16 protein-coding genes are annotated in these 16,503 nt (G+C 54.4%); 3 read left to right on the top strand and 13 right to left on the bottom strand.

Translation table 11 applies throughout. The features are described 5' to 3' along the window. Positions 1-60: 60 nt before the first annotated feature. Positions 61-840 carry a YtvA family blue-light photoreceptor gene (ytvA, locus tag KHA84_RS11980; protein ID WP_213423752.1) on the top strand — a complete coding sequence of 260 codons (780 nt, stop codon included), beginning with the start codon at positions 61-63 and terminating at the stop codon, positions 838-840. A gap of 338 nt (positions 841-1,178) precedes the next feature. On the opposite strand, the gene KHA84_RS11975 is transcribed toward ytvA, so the two are convergent. Together KHA84_RS11975 and KHA84_RS11970 are read right to left on the bottom strand one after the other, a co-directional pair. Further along, complete coding sequence (locus KHA84_RS11975) at positions 1,179-1,586, bottom strand: DUF4181 domain-containing protein (RefSeq protein WP_213423751.1); 408 nt, start codon at positions 1,584-1,586, stop codon at positions 1,179-1,181. Between the two features lie 113 nt (positions 1,587-1,699). Beyond that, a complete protein-coding gene (locus KHA84_RS11970; RefSeq protein WP_213423750.1) occupies positions 1,700-2,266 on the bottom strand; it encodes an NADPH-dependent FMN reductase in 567 nt (188 codons plus the stop codon). 166 nt (positions 2,267-2,432) lie between these two features. Here KHA84_RS11970 and KHA84_RS11965 point away from each other — a divergent pair, with 166 nt between their 5' ends. Further along, the gene (locus KHA84_RS11965) at positions 2,433-3,053 is read left to right on the top strand and encodes an RraA family protein (RefSeq protein WP_213423749.1); all 621 of its coding nucleotides are present in this window, start codon (positions 2,433-2,435) and stop codon (positions 3,051-3,053) included. Between the two features lie 31 nt (positions 3,054-3,084). Here the strand turns inward: KHA84_RS11965 and KHA84_RS11960 are convergent, their stop codons facing one another. From KHA84_RS11960 to KHA84_RS11930, 7 genes are all read right to left on the bottom strand, one after another. Beyond that, a complete protein-coding gene (locus KHA84_RS11960; protein ID WP_213423748.1) occupies positions 3,085-3,990 on the bottom strand; it encodes a protein-ADP-ribose hydrolase in 906 nt (301 codons plus the stop codon). A 47-nt stretch (positions 3,991-4,037) separates the two neighbouring features. Further along, on the bottom strand, positions 4,038-4,535 hold the full coding sequence (locus tag KHA84_RS11955; RefSeq protein ID WP_213423747.1) for an SRPBCC family protein: 498 nt from the start codon (positions 4,533-4,535) through the stop codon (positions 4,038-4,040). A gap of 76 nt (positions 4,536-4,611) precedes the next feature. After that, on the bottom strand, positions 4,612-5,490 hold the full coding sequence (locus KHA84_RS11950) for a LysR family transcriptional regulator (RefSeq protein WP_213423746.1): 879 nt from the start codon (positions 5,488-5,490) through the stop codon (positions 4,612-4,614). Between the two features lie 12 nt (positions 5,491-5,502). After that, entirely contained in the window at positions 5,503-6,426 is a 924-nt protein-coding gene (locus tag KHA84_RS11945) for an AEC family transporter (protein WP_213423745.1), read from the bottom strand. Between the two features lie 15 nt (positions 6,427-6,441). Next, positions 6,442-7,314, bottom strand: coding sequence for a LysR family transcriptional regulator (locus tag KHA84_RS11940; protein WP_213423744.1), 873 nt, complete (start codon positions 7,312-7,314; stop codon positions 6,442-6,444). A 160-nt stretch (positions 7,315-7,474) separates the two neighbouring features. After that, positions 7,475-9,523, bottom strand: a complete 2,049-nt coding sequence (locus KHA84_RS11935) for a CocE/NonD family hydrolase (RefSeq protein WP_213423743.1) — start codon at positions 9,521-9,523, stop codon at positions 7,475-7,477. A gap of 27 nt (positions 9,524-9,550) precedes the next feature. Beyond that, on the bottom strand, positions 9,551-11,062 hold the full coding sequence (locus tag KHA84_RS11930) for a BCCT family transporter (RefSeq protein ID WP_213423742.1): 1,512 nt from the start codon (positions 11,060-11,062) through the stop codon (positions 9,551-9,553). A 206-nt stretch (positions 11,063-11,268) separates the two neighbouring features. Here KHA84_RS11930 and KHA84_RS11925 point away from each other — a divergent pair, with 206 nt between their 5' ends. Next, complete coding sequence (locus KHA84_RS11925; protein WP_213423741.1) at positions 11,269-11,925, top strand: TetR/AcrR family transcriptional regulator; 657 nt, start codon at positions 11,269-11,271, stop codon at positions 11,923-11,925. A gap of 52 nt (positions 11,926-11,977) precedes the next feature. On the opposite strand, the gene KHA84_RS11920 is transcribed toward KHA84_RS11925, so the two are convergent. The 4 genes from KHA84_RS11920 to KHA84_RS11905 form a co-directional block, all read right to left on the bottom strand. Further along, positions 11,978-14,023 (bottom strand): catalase, encoded by a 2,046-nt coding sequence (locus tag KHA84_RS11920; RefSeq protein WP_213423740.1) that lies wholly within the window; start codon positions 14,021-14,023, stop codon positions 11,978-11,980. Between the two features lie 182 nt (positions 14,024-14,205). Further along, entirely contained in the window at positions 14,206-14,454 is a 249-nt protein-coding gene (locus KHA84_RS11915; protein WP_213423739.1) for a hypothetical protein, read from the bottom strand. A 255-nt stretch (positions 14,455-14,709) separates the two neighbouring features. Next, positions 14,710-15,333, bottom strand: coding sequence for an NADPH-dependent FMN reductase (locus KHA84_RS11910; RefSeq protein WP_213423738.1), 624 nt, complete (start codon positions 15,331-15,333; stop codon positions 14,710-14,712). A gap of 45 nt (positions 15,334-15,378) precedes the next feature. Then, positions 15,379-16,446, bottom strand: coding sequence for an LLM class flavin-dependent oxidoreductase (locus tag KHA84_RS11905; RefSeq protein ID WP_213423737.1), 1,068 nt, complete (start codon positions 16,444-16,446; stop codon positions 15,379-15,381). Between the last annotated feature and the right edge of the window lie 57 nt (positions 16,447-16,503).

Genomic DNA, 16,503 nt, shown 5'->3' with positions numbered 1-16,503 from the left:
CTGTGCTACGATAAGACACAGTCGAGACGATAGACTTTGGAGGGATGCATCATCAGACGAATGGATCCGGAAACTCAAATCAAACTCCTGGAAGCCATGCTGGATGGCAGCCGGGCTGCCGCGCTTTTTACCGATCCTTCACAGGAAGACCACCCCATCATCTATGCCAATAAAACATTCGAGAAATTGACCGGATATACTCTTGATGAAACCATCGGCCACAACTGCCGGTTTCTTCAGGGCAAAGATACCGACCCTGAAGCCGTGGAGAAGATGCGTGAGTCGATCAGACAAGAAAATTCCGTCACTGTCACCCTGAAAAATTATAAGAAAGACGGCACTCCTTTCTGGAACCGTGTGCATATCGATCCTGTCCGTGCCGGTGGACGTCTTTTCTTCATCGGCACCCAGACGGATGTCACAGTGGAGATTCATCAGAAAAAGCGCCTGGAAGAAAAGGAACGTGAAATTGAACGCCTCTCGCTGCCGGTCCTGGAAATCGATGACGGCATCGCGGCCATTTCCCTGAACGGGGAAATGAGTGTCGAGCGCTATCGCCGGTTGACGGTCAAGTTGAGCGAATACGTCCAGGAACACCACTCCCATTCGGTGATCATCGATATTTCGGGACTTTATTGGGATGAGGATACACCCGTATTTGACCTGCTGCATATCCAGGATGTCCTGAGGCTGATGGGCTGCCGGCTGTTCGTCACCGGGATTTCTCCCAAAGCGGCACGGGATATTGCCACGGAGGCGGGATCGGAACGCCCGCTCACCGCTTTCTCCTCGTTTAAACAGGCGGTGGAAACCGCAAAGGTCGCCGGCTCTTTTTCCTGAACCATCCCGATACAAATACCCCTTTCCGCAACCCATGTTTTGCGGAAAGGGGTATTTTAGACGTTGCTAAGCCATGCGCTTTTTGATGACTCCCTGAATCACATGACCGGTTCCGGTATGTCTTTTGCCTTCGTGCCGGTCTGCTTTCCCGCAGTAAAAATGAGGAATGTCTTGGGAGCCAAGCCATGGCCCGTGTTTCGATAGCAACACCCAGGCGTTCGGCCAGCTGATTTGCTTTGTGGAGGCCGACTTCGGATTGGTCGTAAGCTGTAACCTCGTGCCCCCCTGCCAGGTAAACCGCAAAGGCCTTCACAAAACATCCGAACCAGTCACTCACATCAAATCGATCCGTAAAAACCAGTCGCGATTGCACTGCCGAGCAGAACCGTACCGAAGATCACTTCAAAAAGCGTAGCGGCCATTGCTTTTCGATCGTCCACGAACCGGTATTCCATATAAGCCCTCAGCAGTTCGGTCACGACCACGAAGACGAAGATCAGCCACCAAACTTCCATGTACCAGGGCGGATCCTCAACAGCACCTGTTGCAAAGACGATGACAGTGTTAAGAAGGATGATGATGATGAATCCGATCCGGACTCTCCATTCCAGCTTCCTATGCCGCTCGTTGATGTGATCATAGGAAAACCACTTCCGCTGTCTGACACCCATCATTCGACGGATGACCAAGGAAAAAAGCGCTATCGCCAATATGATCAGAACTGCCGTCAAAATCATTCGCAGCATCTCTCTTCACCCCCGTTTTTCTGTATATTACCATATTTTAACGGAAATCGATTGATGCCTCCATAAAAAGCCCGCTCCGCAGATCGTCTGCAGAGCGGGGCTTCAATGTTAAATTATTTGGTGACTGCTTGTTTTTCGCGGACTGTTTTCAGAGCGCCCGCCCATGCATTCACTTCGTCAAGCATGGCAGTAACGTTCGTGAGGTGCAGTTCAGCCGGCTTGAACTCGGAGAAATTTTCAAAATCCGTGAAGAGTGAGAGTGTCGGATGCGTGCGCACGTCTGCCACTTTCAGCTCGCCGAGGATGCCGCGGAGGTGTTCCGCCGCACGCGCGCCGCCGGTGGAACCGTAGCTGACGATCCCTGCCGCTTTGTCGAACCAGGCTTCACGGGCGAAATCGATCGCGTTCTTCAAAGCCCCGGAGATGCTGTGGTTGTATTCCTGTACGACGAAGACGAAGCCGTCGAGACTCGCCAGCTTTTCGTTCCATTTCGCGATGCCCGGTTCCGTGCCGTCGGTAGTCCCGAGGAATGGAAGCTGGTAGTCAGCGATATCAACGATTTCATAGTTTGCATCGCCGCGGCCGTCCGCGATGCCTTTAATCCATTGTCCGACCTGCGGGCTTACGCGGCCTTCACGTGTTGAGCCGAGGATAATGCCGATGTTGAGTTTTTCTGCCATGTTGTTTGGCCTCCTTGTTATTGGTTACTTTACGTTACTCACTATACAATGATTTAATCTCGAAATCAAGACATTTATCTTGAGTTCTTTTTTTGTTCAATTGATGTTTTGAAGATTCCGCCCCTTTTGATAGGATAAATGTATCTTAGTGGATGGAGGCCAAACAATGACAGACGAGTTGATTGTCCGCTTTGCAACGATTCCGACCACGGCGATTTCCGATGCGACGGGCGGGATGAACAATATGGATGCCGCGCTTAAGCCGCTCCGCGAGGAATACCGGATTGCGGGCCGCGCGGTCACGGTGAAGCTTCCCGGCGGCGACAATCCGGCGATGCTGCGCGCGATGCGGACGGCAAGTCCCGGTGATGTGCTAGTTGTGGACGCAAAAGCGGATCTTACCAAGGCGGTGGCCGGGGATTTTGTCGTCGGCATGATGAAGACGCTCGGTCTTGCGGGACTGGTCGTGGACGGGGCCATCCGGGATGTCCGCGATATCAAGGCACTCGGCTTCCCGGTTTTCGTGCGGGGAACGACTGTCGCGGCAAGCAGCAAGACAGGTGAAGGCGAAGTGAATGTCCCGATTTCGTGCGGCGGCGCGGCTGTCCGCCCGGGTGACCTGGTCATCGGTGACGCGGATGGGGTCACCGTCATTCCGCGCGAACAGGAACAGGAGATTTTGCAGAAAGCACTAGCCAAGCTGGAAAAAGACGAGGCACGCGAATGTGAAGTCGCGGGCGACATCGATGCCGTCCGCCGCTATCTGGACAAGGCGGCCTCCAAGTAAAAAGCTGTGCGGCACTTATGCCACACAGCTTTTATTTTCCTCCGAATACGTTTTTATACGCTGCTTCGTCTTCATCGGCGAATACGTTGAAGACGATCATGCTGAACCGGTCCGGATGATGGTCGAGCCATCCGCTTACCGCCTCCACCGCTACACGTGCGGCCTCGCTTTTCGGGTAGCCAAAGGCGCCCGTGGAAATCGCGCAGAAGGTGACCGTCCTGATGGCCTCCACTTCCGCAGCGGCATCCAGGCAGGCTATGTAACAGGAAGCAAGCTGTTCAGTTTCTTCCTTTGTCGGTGTCTGCCCGCCTTCAATGATCGGGCCGACCGTATGGAGGACGAATTTCGAAGGCAGGTTGTAGGCCCTCGTCACTTTGGCACCTCCGGTTTTTTCCGGTTCCTGCTGCATCGCCATGATCGTGTTGCAGTCTTCCCGGAGCTCCGGGCCCGCGGCGGAATGAATGGCATTGTCGATGCATTCATGGAGCGGCTGCCAGCACCCCAGGAGCTGCTCGTTCGCAGCGTTGACGATGGCATCCGTATCGATACGCGTGATGTCCCCCTGCCAAAGTGCCAGTTTGTCTCCGTGTGAAACAGGAGCTTCCGGGAACTGCTCCGATACAAGCGGAAGCGACGAGGATCTGACCACACCCATTTCTTTCAGCTCCAGCTGCAACAGCCCGTCCAAACTGTTCAGGAAGTCCGGTTCCATCGGATATGGCGGCCGAATATTGAGGAGCCCTCTCAGGAGTTTCCGCTTTTCTTCATATGACTCAGGAACCTCGGCGCTTTCCGGCATTTCCGGCTCTCCCACCAATGCATCGATCAGGCTATCCGTTACCCGCACCCGGTCCAGCGGGTTGATCGGCTCTATCGGGATGACCCGTTCATTGAGGTGGATGGCCGGCCCGTATTCGTTGATCGGCAATTGTGCCACTTGATCAGCTCCTTCTCATGGATGATGATTTGGCTTTCTTTGCTCAGCTATCCTTTATAGGGGTTTTCCCCGGTTTCCAACAATGCCTTTAATCCTTGGAACATCAGGTTCCAGCCTTGTTCTGTACTGTCATAGAATTCCTGCTGCGCCTTCCCAATCTCCGATTCCCCCCACACCTCCTCATGGGGAACGGTGATGTGTTGAGTGAAGGTCATCTCGGTGCCGGCCGGAACGGGCTTTAGGCTGATGATCAATTCGTCGGTCGCATCACCAAATTGCGGCATTTCGAATGTCATGACAATCCGGTTCGGCCGGTTGAGTTCCAAGTACGTTCCGATCGCCCTGTAGTTCTTTCCTTCACGTCGGTCGATGATCTCCCAGCTTCCGCCGACTTCCGGTTGATTCTCGGCCACCTGATTGGTGTTTTCTGCAGTGAACAGCCACTTCCTGAAGTTATCCGGCACCAGCCATGCGTCATAAACCTTTTCCGGCAAGCTGGCAAACGTACGGGTCATTGTAAGTGGAATCATTGAGCTGTCGGTCATGGAATCCTCCTCTGGTCATTTCTATCCCTTATTGTACTGGATAATGGTGCCCGGACGTCCCGTCCAACCGGATTTCTCAGCCTGCGGAGTGTCTTTCAGCATCATAATTTTCGACGAATTCCACAAATTCCCTGACCGCCTTCAGCTCCATTGATTGTTCCCTGCAGAACATCCACGAACCTCTTGTAATCCGTTTCCCAGCCCGGTCTTTTAGTTCAGTCTTATGGATGTCATCCATATCCCGGACGACGAGACTCGTGACGATCGAGTAGCCGAGGCCGTTCCGGATCATTTCCCTGCAGCTTTCCGCATTGTCCAGGACCATCGAGACCTTCGGGATTTCACGGAAGTTCCAGTCCCACCACGAGTCGATCATCCCAGCAAGCTTTGCGTCCTTTTTATAGTCGATCCTTGAGGCGGCCGGCAATGCCTCAAGCGGAAGCGGCTCTTTTGATGCCACACAAAGGGTTTCTTCGAAGAGAAGATGTTTTCTTCCCCGCCACTGATAATCCCCCCTGATGAAGCTGACATGCACCTCATCGCTCCGGACCCGTTCATACATGTCCCGGCTCCATCCGGTGGTAATCCGGAAATCCACTTCCGGATACATTTCCTTGAAGGCGCGGATCACATCAAAAAGCATAAAGCTGGTCAGAAAGTTTGAAACGGCGATCTTGATCGTCCCTTTGACCTCTTCTTCCATATTCCACAGCGTATCCTTCATCGCCTCAATTTCCTTCAGGATGGATCTTGCACACGCGGCAAGGTACTCCCCCTCCGGAGTAAAGTGGATGCCCTTTTTTCCCCGGTGGACGATCTGTACGTCAAAACCGGCCTCCATCTGCTTCAGCCGCTTGGTGATCGTCGACTGGGAAAGCTGCATGGCTTCCGCGGCCTTTGTGATCGTTTGATGCCTGGATAGCTGATCCAATAGTTCACATTCCAGATGATTCATAGGTTCTCCTTTCTAAAAGATCAGTTTGGACAGATAGACGGCCATTGTGACCGTCAGCGCACTGAACACCGTCGTGACCAGCACAATCTGGCCGGCCACTTCCGGATAGTTGTTGTATTCCAGTGCAAATTGGGCACTGTTTCTGGACGACGGGAACGAGCTTGCGATAAAGAGCGCCTGTGCCACGATTCCGTCCAGCCCGAGCAGAAAGATGACACCCAGCGAGACGACCGGCCCGATCATCAGCCGGCCGATGCAACTGGCAATGATCACTTTGCTGAGTTTCCCGATCTTGATGAAGGCGACCTGCGCCCCCAAAGCCAGGAGCGCTACCGCCAGAAAGGCATCCGCTGACCGTTCGATCGGCTCCATGATAAAGAACGGCAGCCCGATATCAAAGCTTTTCAGGATCACTCCGAGAAGCAGTGCATACAGCACCGGCATCTTCAGGAACTCCCGGATCGCCTTTGCCCCGCCGTGCCGGGCGGACAGCGAGTTGTAGAGCCCATATGTATACGTGATGAGGTTCTGGATGATCATCACAATCACCTGCACCGCGACACCGACCGGCTGGCCCTGGAAGACCAGCTGGCTGACCGGAACGCCGTAGTTGCCGGAGTTCATCAGCACCACGCTGTTCTTGAATGTCGCGTCCATGCCCTTGTCCAGTTTGAGAAGCCGTGACATCCCTGAAGAGATTCCGGCCATCACTGCCGCGACGAGCAGCTGGACGAGGACAATGATGAAAAACATGTCCCCGGTCACCTGGCTGTCGTAGACATTGACAAACGCCACGACGGGAAGAAAATAATACGTCAGCAACTTTGAAAGTGTTGCCAGATTCAAGTTGAAAATCCTGTGCATCATAGCCCCCGCCCCGATCAGAACAAAGACGGGGGCGATGACTTTCAGGAGGATGGTGATCAAAATATCCATGGGAAAAACCTCAGTTCATTCTATAAAATCGGCATGTTCTTTTTTCATAAAATCAAGGAACGCCCCGACCAGTCTGATTTCCCGGAACTCTTCCGGATAATATAGATAAATTCCCGAAGAGACCGGTGAGCCGTTGCGGTCTTTGATTTCATAACGGCATAACTGGTCCCGGACCCCGATGACCAATTCCGGCAAGATGGCGTAGCCGACACCGCTTTTCACCAGTTCCTTCGCTGTATCGGCTTTGTCGACGTGAAAACCTGTTTTTGGAGGCAAACTGAAATTCTCGGTCCACCACTGCTCCGCCAATTTCTCCGACAGATGTTCGGTCTGGTATTCGATCCTTGTCAGCGCCGGCAGTTCCTCTTTCCGGATTTCTCTCCTTGCCACGGCGACAAGCGGGTCATTCATCAAAAGTTCGGCCCGGTGGACCCGGTCGAATTCACCGTTTACGATTCCGGCATGCACCTGCTTGTTGTTCACCATGCCGACGATTTCTTTGCTCCACCCGGCATGCACCTGGTAGTCGATCTGCGGAAACAGCTGTCGGAACCGGTTCAAAAGGGGAGGGAGACGGTTTTTGGAAAAGTGGTTGGACACACCGATTTTCAGCGTTCCGGCCACTTCGTTTTTCATCTGCATGACGTTTTTCCGGATCTCGGCGAAACGGTCCAGCATCCGGTCCGCCTGCGCGGCCAGGTACTCGCCCTGCGGGGTGAAGCCGACACCTCTCCTGCCGCGCATGACAAGCTCAACTCCAAACGCTTCTTCGATCTGCCTGAGACGCTTGGTCAGATAAGGCTGGGAGAGATAAAGCTCATCTGCTGTTCTCGTAATATTCTGGTGGACAAACAGCGTTTTCAAAATCAGCCAGTCCCGCTCTTCCATTCCCGCTCACCTCTCCGATTCCATCTACTCTTTAGTATAGTCTTTGTTTTGACATAACTGAAATACCGTTTATCCATCGATATGCATGAAGAAATGGAATACCTGAAAATGCCCGACCCGGCAATGGCCGGGTCGGGCGAGTGATAATGGATAAATTTATTTACGTAAAGTCCCGGGGAATCTCTGTTTCCCATGTCTTATCAAATACTTTTTCCTCACCTTCATAGGCGGTCAGGCGGTTCGTCAGGTAATAGTTTACCTCGTCCGCAGTCATAATGCTTTTCGTGACCAGGTGGGTTTGCCAGTCTCCGCGGCCGACATCCAGCGTCCAGTCGCATTCGACCCTGGCGCTAAGCGGGTCTCCGCCTCTGATTGTATAAACGTTTCGGTTCGTGCTGCCGTATTCCAGGCCGTTGACATGCAGTCGGCGGGAGCCTTCATCGGAGAAGTCATCCAGCGTCCAGACGTCTGTTACGACATCATGCTTGATCTCGCGTGTCCGGCCGGCTTCCCGCAGGATGTCCTTCGTCAGGACCGGAGCCGTTTCCGCAGGCAAGAATGGCTTTAGCTCCGCGTCGATGTCCTTTCCCCCGCGGACCGGCAGCGACAGGTAGGTGTTCTTGGAAGGGTAGACCGTGAGTGTCGCCTCTTCCGGGGACGGCCATGCATGCGGCCAGTAGTTCGGTGAAATGGCCAGCTGCCACCGGTTCCCTTTGGCCAGCGTGTAGCCGATGACGTCCATTTTCACGTCGACCGTGTACTTTTTCCCCGGCTCGAGCTCTTCCGGGAATTCATCGCTGTTGCGATGGGACAGGTTCAGCATTCCCCAGGTCACCCGTGTGGATGATCCATCCGGCGCGACATCGTTCAGGCGTACGGCAATCAGTGCATGCGGTTTGTCGGAAGACAGTTCGACGCGGAACGCGGGATGGCCCAGAATGGCCGTCTCCTCCCGCACAGGTTCGGATTCAAAGACGACGGCATAGCCGTTTTCATTCCGCTGGTCCGCCGGCAGATCTCCCGGCTGCCCGAACGGACAGAAAACCCCCGCGTGCATACCGTGCTGCTGGACACTTCCGACTTTGATGGAAACACCTTCCGTCGGACTTTCTGTGAGTTTGTTATCATCCAGGTATAGCCTCTGGTCTTTGATTGCCGCAGGCGGCCACTGGTTTTCCGCGACCCAGTGTCCCGGGCGGTAGTCATAGCTGGTCTGCGGCGGCACGCTGTCCTGAAGGTAAGCCCGGAGCATCGGCTCTTCCATGATGCCGGTGTCTTCCCCCTTCAGCCACTGATCCCACCAGCGCAGACATTCTTGGAGGAAGCCGATCTGCGGGCCGGGCACCGCCATTTCCGGATATTCATGCGCCCATGGCCCGATAAGTCCCTTTCGTGGAACATCGAGATTCTCAAGCATTCTCGGGATGGCATTCGGATAGCCGTCCGCCCAGCCCCCGACGGCGAACACCGGAATTTCAATTGCGCGATAGTCCTCGCAAACGGAACCGTGTTTCCAATAGGCGTCACGGCGCTGGTGGCGGACCCATTCTTCGACGAACGGCGGTGTCTTTTCCATGCGCTCCAGCCAGTTCGCCTTCCAGGACTCGCCGACCACTTCGGGATCTTGCGGGCGGGCGTTGTAGGCGAACATCGTCGAGGCCCACCAGAGCATGTCCGATGCAAGCATCGCGCCGCCCTTGTAGTGAACATCGTCCGCATACCGGTCGTCGGTCGAGCAGATTGTGATGATCGTCTTGAGCTGCTTGGGACGGCGCGCGGCCACCTGCAGTCCGTTAAAACCGCCCCACGACTTGCCGATCATGCCCACACTTCCTGTCGACCACGGCTGTTGCTCGATCCATTCAAGGATTTCAAGCGCGTCATCCTGCTCCTGCTTCAAGTATTCGTCATACAGGATACCGTCCGAATCACCGGTACCGCGAATGTCGACCCGGATGCTTGCATAGCCGTGCCCCGCAAAATATGGGTGACGGAGCGAGTCACGCAGTGCCGTGAATTCATTTTTCCTGTAAGGCAAGTATTCAAGGATCGCCGGAACCGGATTGTTCTCCGCGTCTTCAGGCAGCCAGATTTTCGCGGACAGCTTCGTCCCATCAGACATCGGTATCCATAGGTTGTTCAATTCCTTTATTTTGTGGGGAAATTCATCCCTGATTGAGCGGTTTGTTTCTCGGACGTTAAAAACCAACAGCTATTCCTCCTTGGAAGCTTATAATCAAATCCGTGATTTTGCGGGAAAGTCCTTTTTCAGCCATCTCACGAGTGAAACAATCAGCAGAAGATAAAACACGAAGATCGGGATCGACACGACGACTGCGGATGTCTGGACAACCCTCAGCCCTCCGACGAGGAGAAGCGAAATTCCCATGACCGCAAGCACGCCGCCCCAGATCATCCGGTGCCATCGGGCAGGCTCCTGTCCGGGCAGCAACTCTTTCGTCGCGATGGCTGCAAGGACGTAGGTGGCCGAGTCGAGCGAAGTGGACAGGAAAATCACAGCCAGGACGATGAAGAACGGCAGGACGACGGCACTCAGCGGCAATGAACTTAAAATCTCGACAACTGCCGCGTCGCCGCCCTTTTCCGCAAGAATCCCGGAAAGATCCAGCTTGCCGGTCAGTTCGGCATTCATCGAATAGCCCCCAAAGACCATGAAGTAAATCCACGCGCCGACCGAACCCCAGAGAAGCATATGCATGATCAATTGGCGGATCGTGCGGCCCCTGGAGATCCGCGCAACAAACAGCCCCATGAACGGTGCCGTCGCAGCGAACCACGCCCAGTAAAAGACTGTCCACGCCTGCGGGAATCCGCCCTTCGCGATCGGATCCGTATAAAAGCTCATCATGGCGAAGTTCTGGATCATCATGCCGAAGCTGTTCGTGAAGTAAGTCAGGATGAACAGCGTAGGACCCGCAAGCAGCACGAAGATTGCCAGTGCCAGAGCGAGATAGACGTTCAGGTCACTCAGTCGGCGGATCCCTTTATGAAGGCCGAGGTAGGCACTTGCCGAATAAACGACCGTAATCAGGACGACAAGAATGGCATCCAGCATCAGTGACGGCTCGAGGCCAAACACCCGGGCAACAACTTGCGATACCATCGGCACCCCGAGGCCAAGTGTCGTTCCGAGTCCGCCGATCAGGCTCCAGATGACGAGAATGTCAATTATCTTGCCAAGCCAGCCGTCCGCGTATTTTCCGAGTGCGCCGCGAAGCGCCACGCTCATCTTCAGGGACGGCTGCTTCCTGATAAAATAGGAGTAGGCGATAACGACTGTCGGGAATGCGTACAAGGACCATGCGGATATCCCCCAATGGAATAGCGCATAAGTCAGCGACCACTCTGCCGCCGCCTGGCTCCCGGGTTCAATTCCGAATGGAGGTCCGGAGTAGTAGTAGAGCGGCTCCACCATGGACCAGTACATGATACTTGTTCCCATTCCCGCTGTGAACAGCATGGTGCCCCAGCTGAATGTCGAGAACTCGGGCTTTTCGTCACCCAACCGGATTTTTCCGAAACGGCTGAACGCCAGCCAGATCAGAAAGACAAATAGGCCGATCGTCAGGAACTGCCAGGCCCAGTCCATTTTAAATGTAATGCCCGTCATGATGTCATCAAGCACCGGTTCAGCACTTTCCCGGAAAACTACCAGAGACGTCGTGGCCAGCAGGACGACAATAATCGCAAACCAGAAGATAAAAGAATCGATTCGTGTTTTCTGCACCCAATCACCTCTCAATTGTTTTTGGCCAATCCAATTGCTTTATAAAATGTCACACTTGCAATCAGAGAACATTTTAATCATGATATAGTAAATAATCATGATTATTTTTATGCCAGTGATTATCCTAACATACGAGAAAGCGGTTTGCAAAAGCGCTTTCAATTTTTTCACTAGACTTACAGAGAATACGGAGGTGCTGATCCAAATTGAGAAATAAACAGCTGCAGATGAGCCGGATGTGGAAATATTTCGTGGAAGCGACAGTCGAGATCATTCACGAGGAAGGGATCGACAAAGTGACGATCCGCAAAGTTGCGGATCGCGCAGGCTACAACAGTGCCACGCTTTATAACTATTTCAGCGAACTGTCCCATCTGAAATTTTTCGCAGCGATGCGGCTGCTGGGCGGTTATACCGAAGAAGTGACGGCACGGATGGAAGACGGAGAAACGCCGCTGGACAAGTACTTAATCGCGTGGGAATGCTTTATCCGACATTCGTTCAGGTCGCCCAAACTGTTTAATGCGGTGTTTATCATGGACCTCGGGGACCAGCCCGGGAAACTTATGCAGCGCTATTATGAGGTTTACCCGGCGGAACTGGTCAATGTCCCTGACGAACTGCAGCCCACCCTGTTTGAACGCAGTGTGATGCAGCGTGGCAAATCCATGCTGCAGATGGCGGCCGAGGAAGGCCAGATACCGATGGAGCAGATGAATCCGGTCAATGAAAAAACGAATCTGATCTGGCAGGGCATGATGACGAACATCCTCAACCACCGCCTGGACTATGACATCGGCCAGGCGGAACGGAATACCATGAATTACATCCGCGAAATTATTGAAGACGCCCGCACGCAATGACACACAAAAGCCCGATCCGGCAAAAGCCGGATCAGGCTTGTTTTTCTTTCGGTCAGGTACGGTCCCAGAATCGTTTCATCGCAAGTGCTTCGATGTACTGGTCCGCAAATTCAGGGTTGTTTTCCGCCATGACGACGCCGTCCAGGTTGTTGGCTTCCGTGCTCACCGCGTACTGGGCGGCACCTGCTCCGACGGCGATCGGCTTCATGAACATATAGTGCATCTTGAAGAAGTCCATCGCCCCCTGGTCGAACTTGAGCTGGTTCATCTTCGCCTTGCCGCCGACGAGGTAGACCGAATCATACAGCGCAGGGTGGATGGTCAGGAAAGTGTTGGTCGGCGTGAGTTCCATGCCGTCTTTCCCCTTGACCGGCGAGAGTGTCTCGGAAATGATGTCGATCACCGCTCCGACGCCTTTGAGTGCCGCCATCGCCTGGTCAACTTCCTTCTCGTCGAACCCGTCGCCGATCACGACCGCGACTCTTGACGTCATCGCGGAATGCGGCGTATTCATCTGGCTCAGGGACGGATAGCTTTTTTCGTAGTCGACGTGCTTGGTCTCAGGCGGCGTGACGCCGACGTTTTCCGCAATCATCGTCGCCAGTTCGGTGTCGACGTTCGCGAACATTTCAACTGTCCTTTGGCGGATGTCCTTGTTTTTCACCCCGCCGACGTGGAAGCTGAACGACTCGACAAGGTCCTGCTTCTCCGGCATCGACAGGCTGTTCCAGAACATACGCGGCTGAGAGTAGTAGTCTTGGAAGGAATCGCTCGGGTGTTCTCTCGTCACATGGCCTTCCACTTCGGCCGGATAGTTTTCATAACCTTCCGGTGCCGGAGTTTCATGAGGGGTGCCGTCCTCCTGCATGTTGTTATGGAAGTGGACATTGTCCTGCTCGATCGGGTACTTCAGGTAGCTGTCCCGCAGGTTGTGGTTCACGTCGGACACCGGGCGGTTGATCGGCAGCTCTTCGTAGTTCGCCGAGTGATGGCGGTGGAGCTCCGTATCACGGTAGGCAAATGAACGGCCCTGCAGCACCGGGTCATTCGTGAACTCGATTCCCGGCACGAGGTTTGCCGGGTTGAACGCGGATTGTTCCGTCTCCGAGAAGAAATTGTCCTGGAGACGGTTCAGCACCATCTTCCCGATGACCTTCGGCGGAACTTCTTCCTGCGGCCACAGCTTGGTGTCATCCAGAATGTCAAAGTCAAACTTGAATTCATCTTCCTCATCAATCAGCTGGACGCATAGTTCGTATTCCGGATACGCACCGCTCTCGATCGCTTCGATGATGTCCCGGCGGTGGAAGTCCGGGTCGACGCCCCCGATGATATTCCCTTCTTCCAGGGTGATGGAATGGACGCCGAGCTTCGGCTTCCAGATAAACCGGACAAACGTCGATTTGCCCTTTTCATTGACTAAGCGGAACGTGTTGACCGGATAGCCTTCCATCATGCGCCAGCTGCGCGGCCGGCCGCGCATCGACATGAGCCACATGACCATATGTGCCGATTCCGGGTTGCTCGTCACGTAATCCCAGAAGTTGTCGTGCGCCACCGTTGCCTGCGGCATGTGCTGCCTTGGTTCCGGCTTGGCGGCGTGTGTGACATCCATGAACTTCATCGCATCAGCGAGGATGAATACAGGGAACTGGAGGGCAAGCATGTCATAGTTGCCTTCCTCTGTGTAGAATTTTGTCGCGAATCCGCGGATGTCAACCGCCGTGTCCTTGGATCCGCGGTTTCCGACAAAGTTGGAGAAGCGCACGAATACCGGTGTTTTCTTGCCGGGCTCCAGGAACTTCGCCATCGTGTAGTCCTTCATCGACTCCGTCGCCACGAATTCTCCGTGCACGCCGTAGCCCCGTGCGTGGACGACCTTCTCCGGAATCCGCTCACGGTTAAAGTGTGACTGCTTTTTGTAGAAGTGGAAATCCTGCATGAGGAGCGGGCCGCGTCTGCCCGCACGCAATGTCTTCTGGTCATTCGCGACTTTATTGCCGTTGATGTCGGTCATCGGCTGGCCGGTGTTCTGGCGGCGGAACTGTTCCAGCTGCTCGTGTTTCTTGTTTGTCGTGCCCTCGTGTTTGTGATCCATGTCTTCACCCTTTTCCCGTAATCATTCATTTAAGATGCCGAATACTCCCGTGTGCCGGGATCACCTTCTGCATCTGATTCTCTTCCCTTCTTCCCGTAGATAAATAGATTTAAACAACTTCGATTGGTGAATATGGAAAGGGCGGCCCGGATCGTTCCTCGGGCCGCCCTGCATGTCACCGCTTATTGGTGTTCGGTTTTGTTTTCCTGGGATTGATTATAATACTGGACGCTTGTCATCGCCCCTTCCGCCACCATCTTTGCATCGTCAATGTCGGCCGGCTTGCCAAGCTCCTTCTTGTAATCCGGACTAAACACACGGATTGCCTCGTCAATCTGCTTTTTGACTTTCTTTCGGTTTTCTTCTTTCGTGAGATACGCCGCCCCGGCAACCAGTCCGGCTGCGCCCGCAAGCTTTGTCAGTTTCCCCATCCATCTCCCCGTCCTTTCCTGACCATTTATCCACTGCCTCAGAATCTATAACTAGCCAAGTACTCTATTCCCTTCTCTCCCGGTCCATAAACAACGTGGCCGGACGGGCAGATTGGGAGGAGTGTTGTTCCGGTTTCGTCATTCGCCACCATCCGGGGAACCAATGACGAAATCGACGAGATAGCCCCTGTCCGTTCAGTTGAAAAAGCCACCATCCTTTTGGGGATGATGGCTTTTATGCTCAGTGCATGTGGATCATACGCGAGCCGGTTCTTTTGCGCCTTCGCGGAGCGTCTTGAACGCAGCGGCCCAATCGTTGACTTCGGTCAGCATCGCGGTGACATTTTCAAGATGCAGATCGGCCGGCTTGAACTCGGAGAAGTTCTCGAAGTCGGTAAAGAGGGAGAGGGTCGGGTGTGTCCGGACATCGGCAACGGAAAGTTCGCCCAGGATGCCGCGGAGGTGTTCCGCAGCACGCGCGCCGCCGGTCGAGCCGTAGCTGACGATTCCTGCCGGTTTGTTCGCCCATGCTTCCCGCGCCGTATCAATCGCGTTTTTCAGGACACCGGAAATACTGTGGTTGTACTCTTGGACGATGAAGACGAACCCGTCTAGGCTGGCGAGCTTTTCGTTCCATTTAGCAATGCCAGGTTCAGAACCGTCGGTGGTTCCGACAAACGGGAGCTGGTAGTCCTGGATGTCGATGATTTCATAGTTGGCATCATTTCGACCTTTCGCGATGCCTTTGAGCCACTCGCCGACCTGAGGGCTCACACGGCCTTCGCGTGTAGAGCCGAGGATGATACCGATTTTGAGTTTTTCCGGCACTACTGGTGCCGCTTCCTGTTTTTTGCCGAAAAGTTTAGAGAAAAATCCCATGATGATCACTCCTGATTAATTGTTTCCAAAGTCTGAGAAACGAGTTTATATTGAGCCGATCGCTTTCCGGACAGCCGGTGCGACCTCTGTTGCGAGGAGCTCGATGCTCCGGGCGACCTGCTCATACGGCTGGCCGCCGATGTCCAGCTGTGCGAGGAAGCGGGTATGGCCGAACATTTCATGCTGGCGTAGGATCTTCTCCGTCACTTCTTCCGCGCTGCCTACAAATAGTGCATTGTCCGGTCCGGTGACTTGATCGAAGTCCTCACGGCTCATACGGAAGGCCATGCCCCGCTGGCGGTTCACCTCTTCCCAATATCCCGAGTAGTAAGGATAGAATGTGTCCCGTGCGGTTTCCCCGTCTTCTGCAAGGAAGCCGTGCCCGGTGACGCCGACACGGAGTGAATCCGGATCATGCCCTGCCGCCGCGCCCGCCTGCCTGTACAGATCGGCGAAAGGCTTGAACCGTCCAAGCGGACCGCCGAGGATGGCAAGTGCCATCCCGGCACCAAGCCTTCCTGAACGGATGGCGCTTTCCGGCGTACCGCCAACACCGATCCAGAACGGGATTTCGGGCTGCACGGGACGCGGTGCGATTTCTGCATTCCGGAGAGGAGAGCGGTACTGCCCGCTCCAGTCCACGACTTCGTTTTCATTGAGCACACTGAACAGTTCCGCGTTCTCTTCGAACAATGCATCATAGTCCGCCGTATCGAAACCGAACAGAGGGAACGATTCAATAAAGGCCCCGCGGCCGGCCATGACTTCTGCCCGTCCGTCCGACAGAAGGTCGAGTGTCGCGAAGTCTTCAAAAAGCCGGACAGGATCGACGGTACTGAGGACGGTTGTCGTGCTCGTCAGCCGGATCCGTTCCGTCGCCTGAGCGATGGAGGCCAAAACGACCGGCGGCGAAGAGACCGCGTAGTCCAGCCGGTGATGTTCCCCGACTCCGAACACATCAAGGCCGAGACGGTCGGCGAGCTTTGCCGCCTCCAGAATCTCTTTCAGGCGCTGGCCTGCAGAAACTGTGTTTCCGGTATGAGGATCCGGAACAATGTCACCAAGTGTATAGACGCCGATCTCAAATGGCGGCTTTTCATTTTTTGAATTCATCTTCCTGTTTCACTCCAAAGCCAGAGATTGAAAGGTATTGATTAAACGGAGCGGATG

The organism is Bhargavaea massiliensis, from assembly GCF_018390575.1.
Taxonomy (GTDB): Bacteria; Bacillota; Bacilli; order Bacillales_A; family Planococcaceae; genus Bhargavaea; species Bhargavaea massiliensis.
Note: the sequence above shows the minus strand (reverse complement) of the source record. Positions and strands in the feature narration are given on the sequence as shown.

Bases quoted from the DNA above. Each gene is read 5' to 3' on its own strand.
- ytvA (WP_213423752.1), top strand. From the start codon at position 61: ATGGATCCGGAAACTCAAATCAAACTCCTGGAAGCCATGCTGGATGGC.
- KHA84_RS11975 (WP_213423751.1), bottom strand. From the start codon at position 1,586: ATGCTGCGAATGATTTTGACGGCAGTTCTGATCATATTGGCGATAGCG.
- KHA84_RS11970 (WP_213423750.1), bottom strand. From the start codon at position 2,266: ATGGCAGAAAAACTCAACATCGGCATTATCCTCGGCTCAACACGTGAA.
- KHA84_RS11965 (WP_213423749.1), top strand. From the start codon at position 2,433: ATGACAGACGAGTTGATTGTCCGCTTTGCAACGATTCCGACCACGGCG.
- KHA84_RS11955 (WP_213423747.1), bottom strand. From the start codon at position 4,535: ATGACCGACAGCTCAATGATTCCACTTACAATGACCCGTACGTTTGCC.
- KHA84_RS11950 (WP_213423746.1), bottom strand. From the start codon at position 5,490: ATGAATCATCTGGAATGTGAACTATTGGATCAGCTATCCAGGCATCAA.
- KHA84_RS11945 (WP_213423745.1), bottom strand. From the start codon at position 6,426: ATGGATATTTTGATCACCATCCTCCTGAAAGTCATCGCCCCCGTCTTT.
- KHA84_RS11940 (WP_213423744.1), bottom strand. From the start codon at position 7,314: ATGGAAGAGCGGGACTGGCTGATTTTGAAAACGCTGTTTGTCCACCAG.
- KHA84_RS11920 (WP_213423740.1), bottom strand. From the start codon at position 14,023: ATGGATCACAAACACGAGGGCACGACAAACAAGAAACACGAGCAGCTG.
- KHA84_RS11915 (WP_213423739.1), bottom strand. From the start codon at position 14,454: ATGGGGAAACTGACAAAGCTTGCGGGCGCAGCCGGACTGGTTGCCGGG.
- KHA84_RS11910 (WP_213423738.1), bottom strand. From the start codon at position 15,333: ATGGGATTTTTCTCTAAACTTTTCGGCAAAAAACAGGAAGCGGCACCA.
- KHA84_RS11905 (WP_213423737.1), bottom strand. From the start codon at position 16,446: ATGAATTCAAAAAATGAAAAGCCGCCATTTGAGATCGGCGTCTATACA.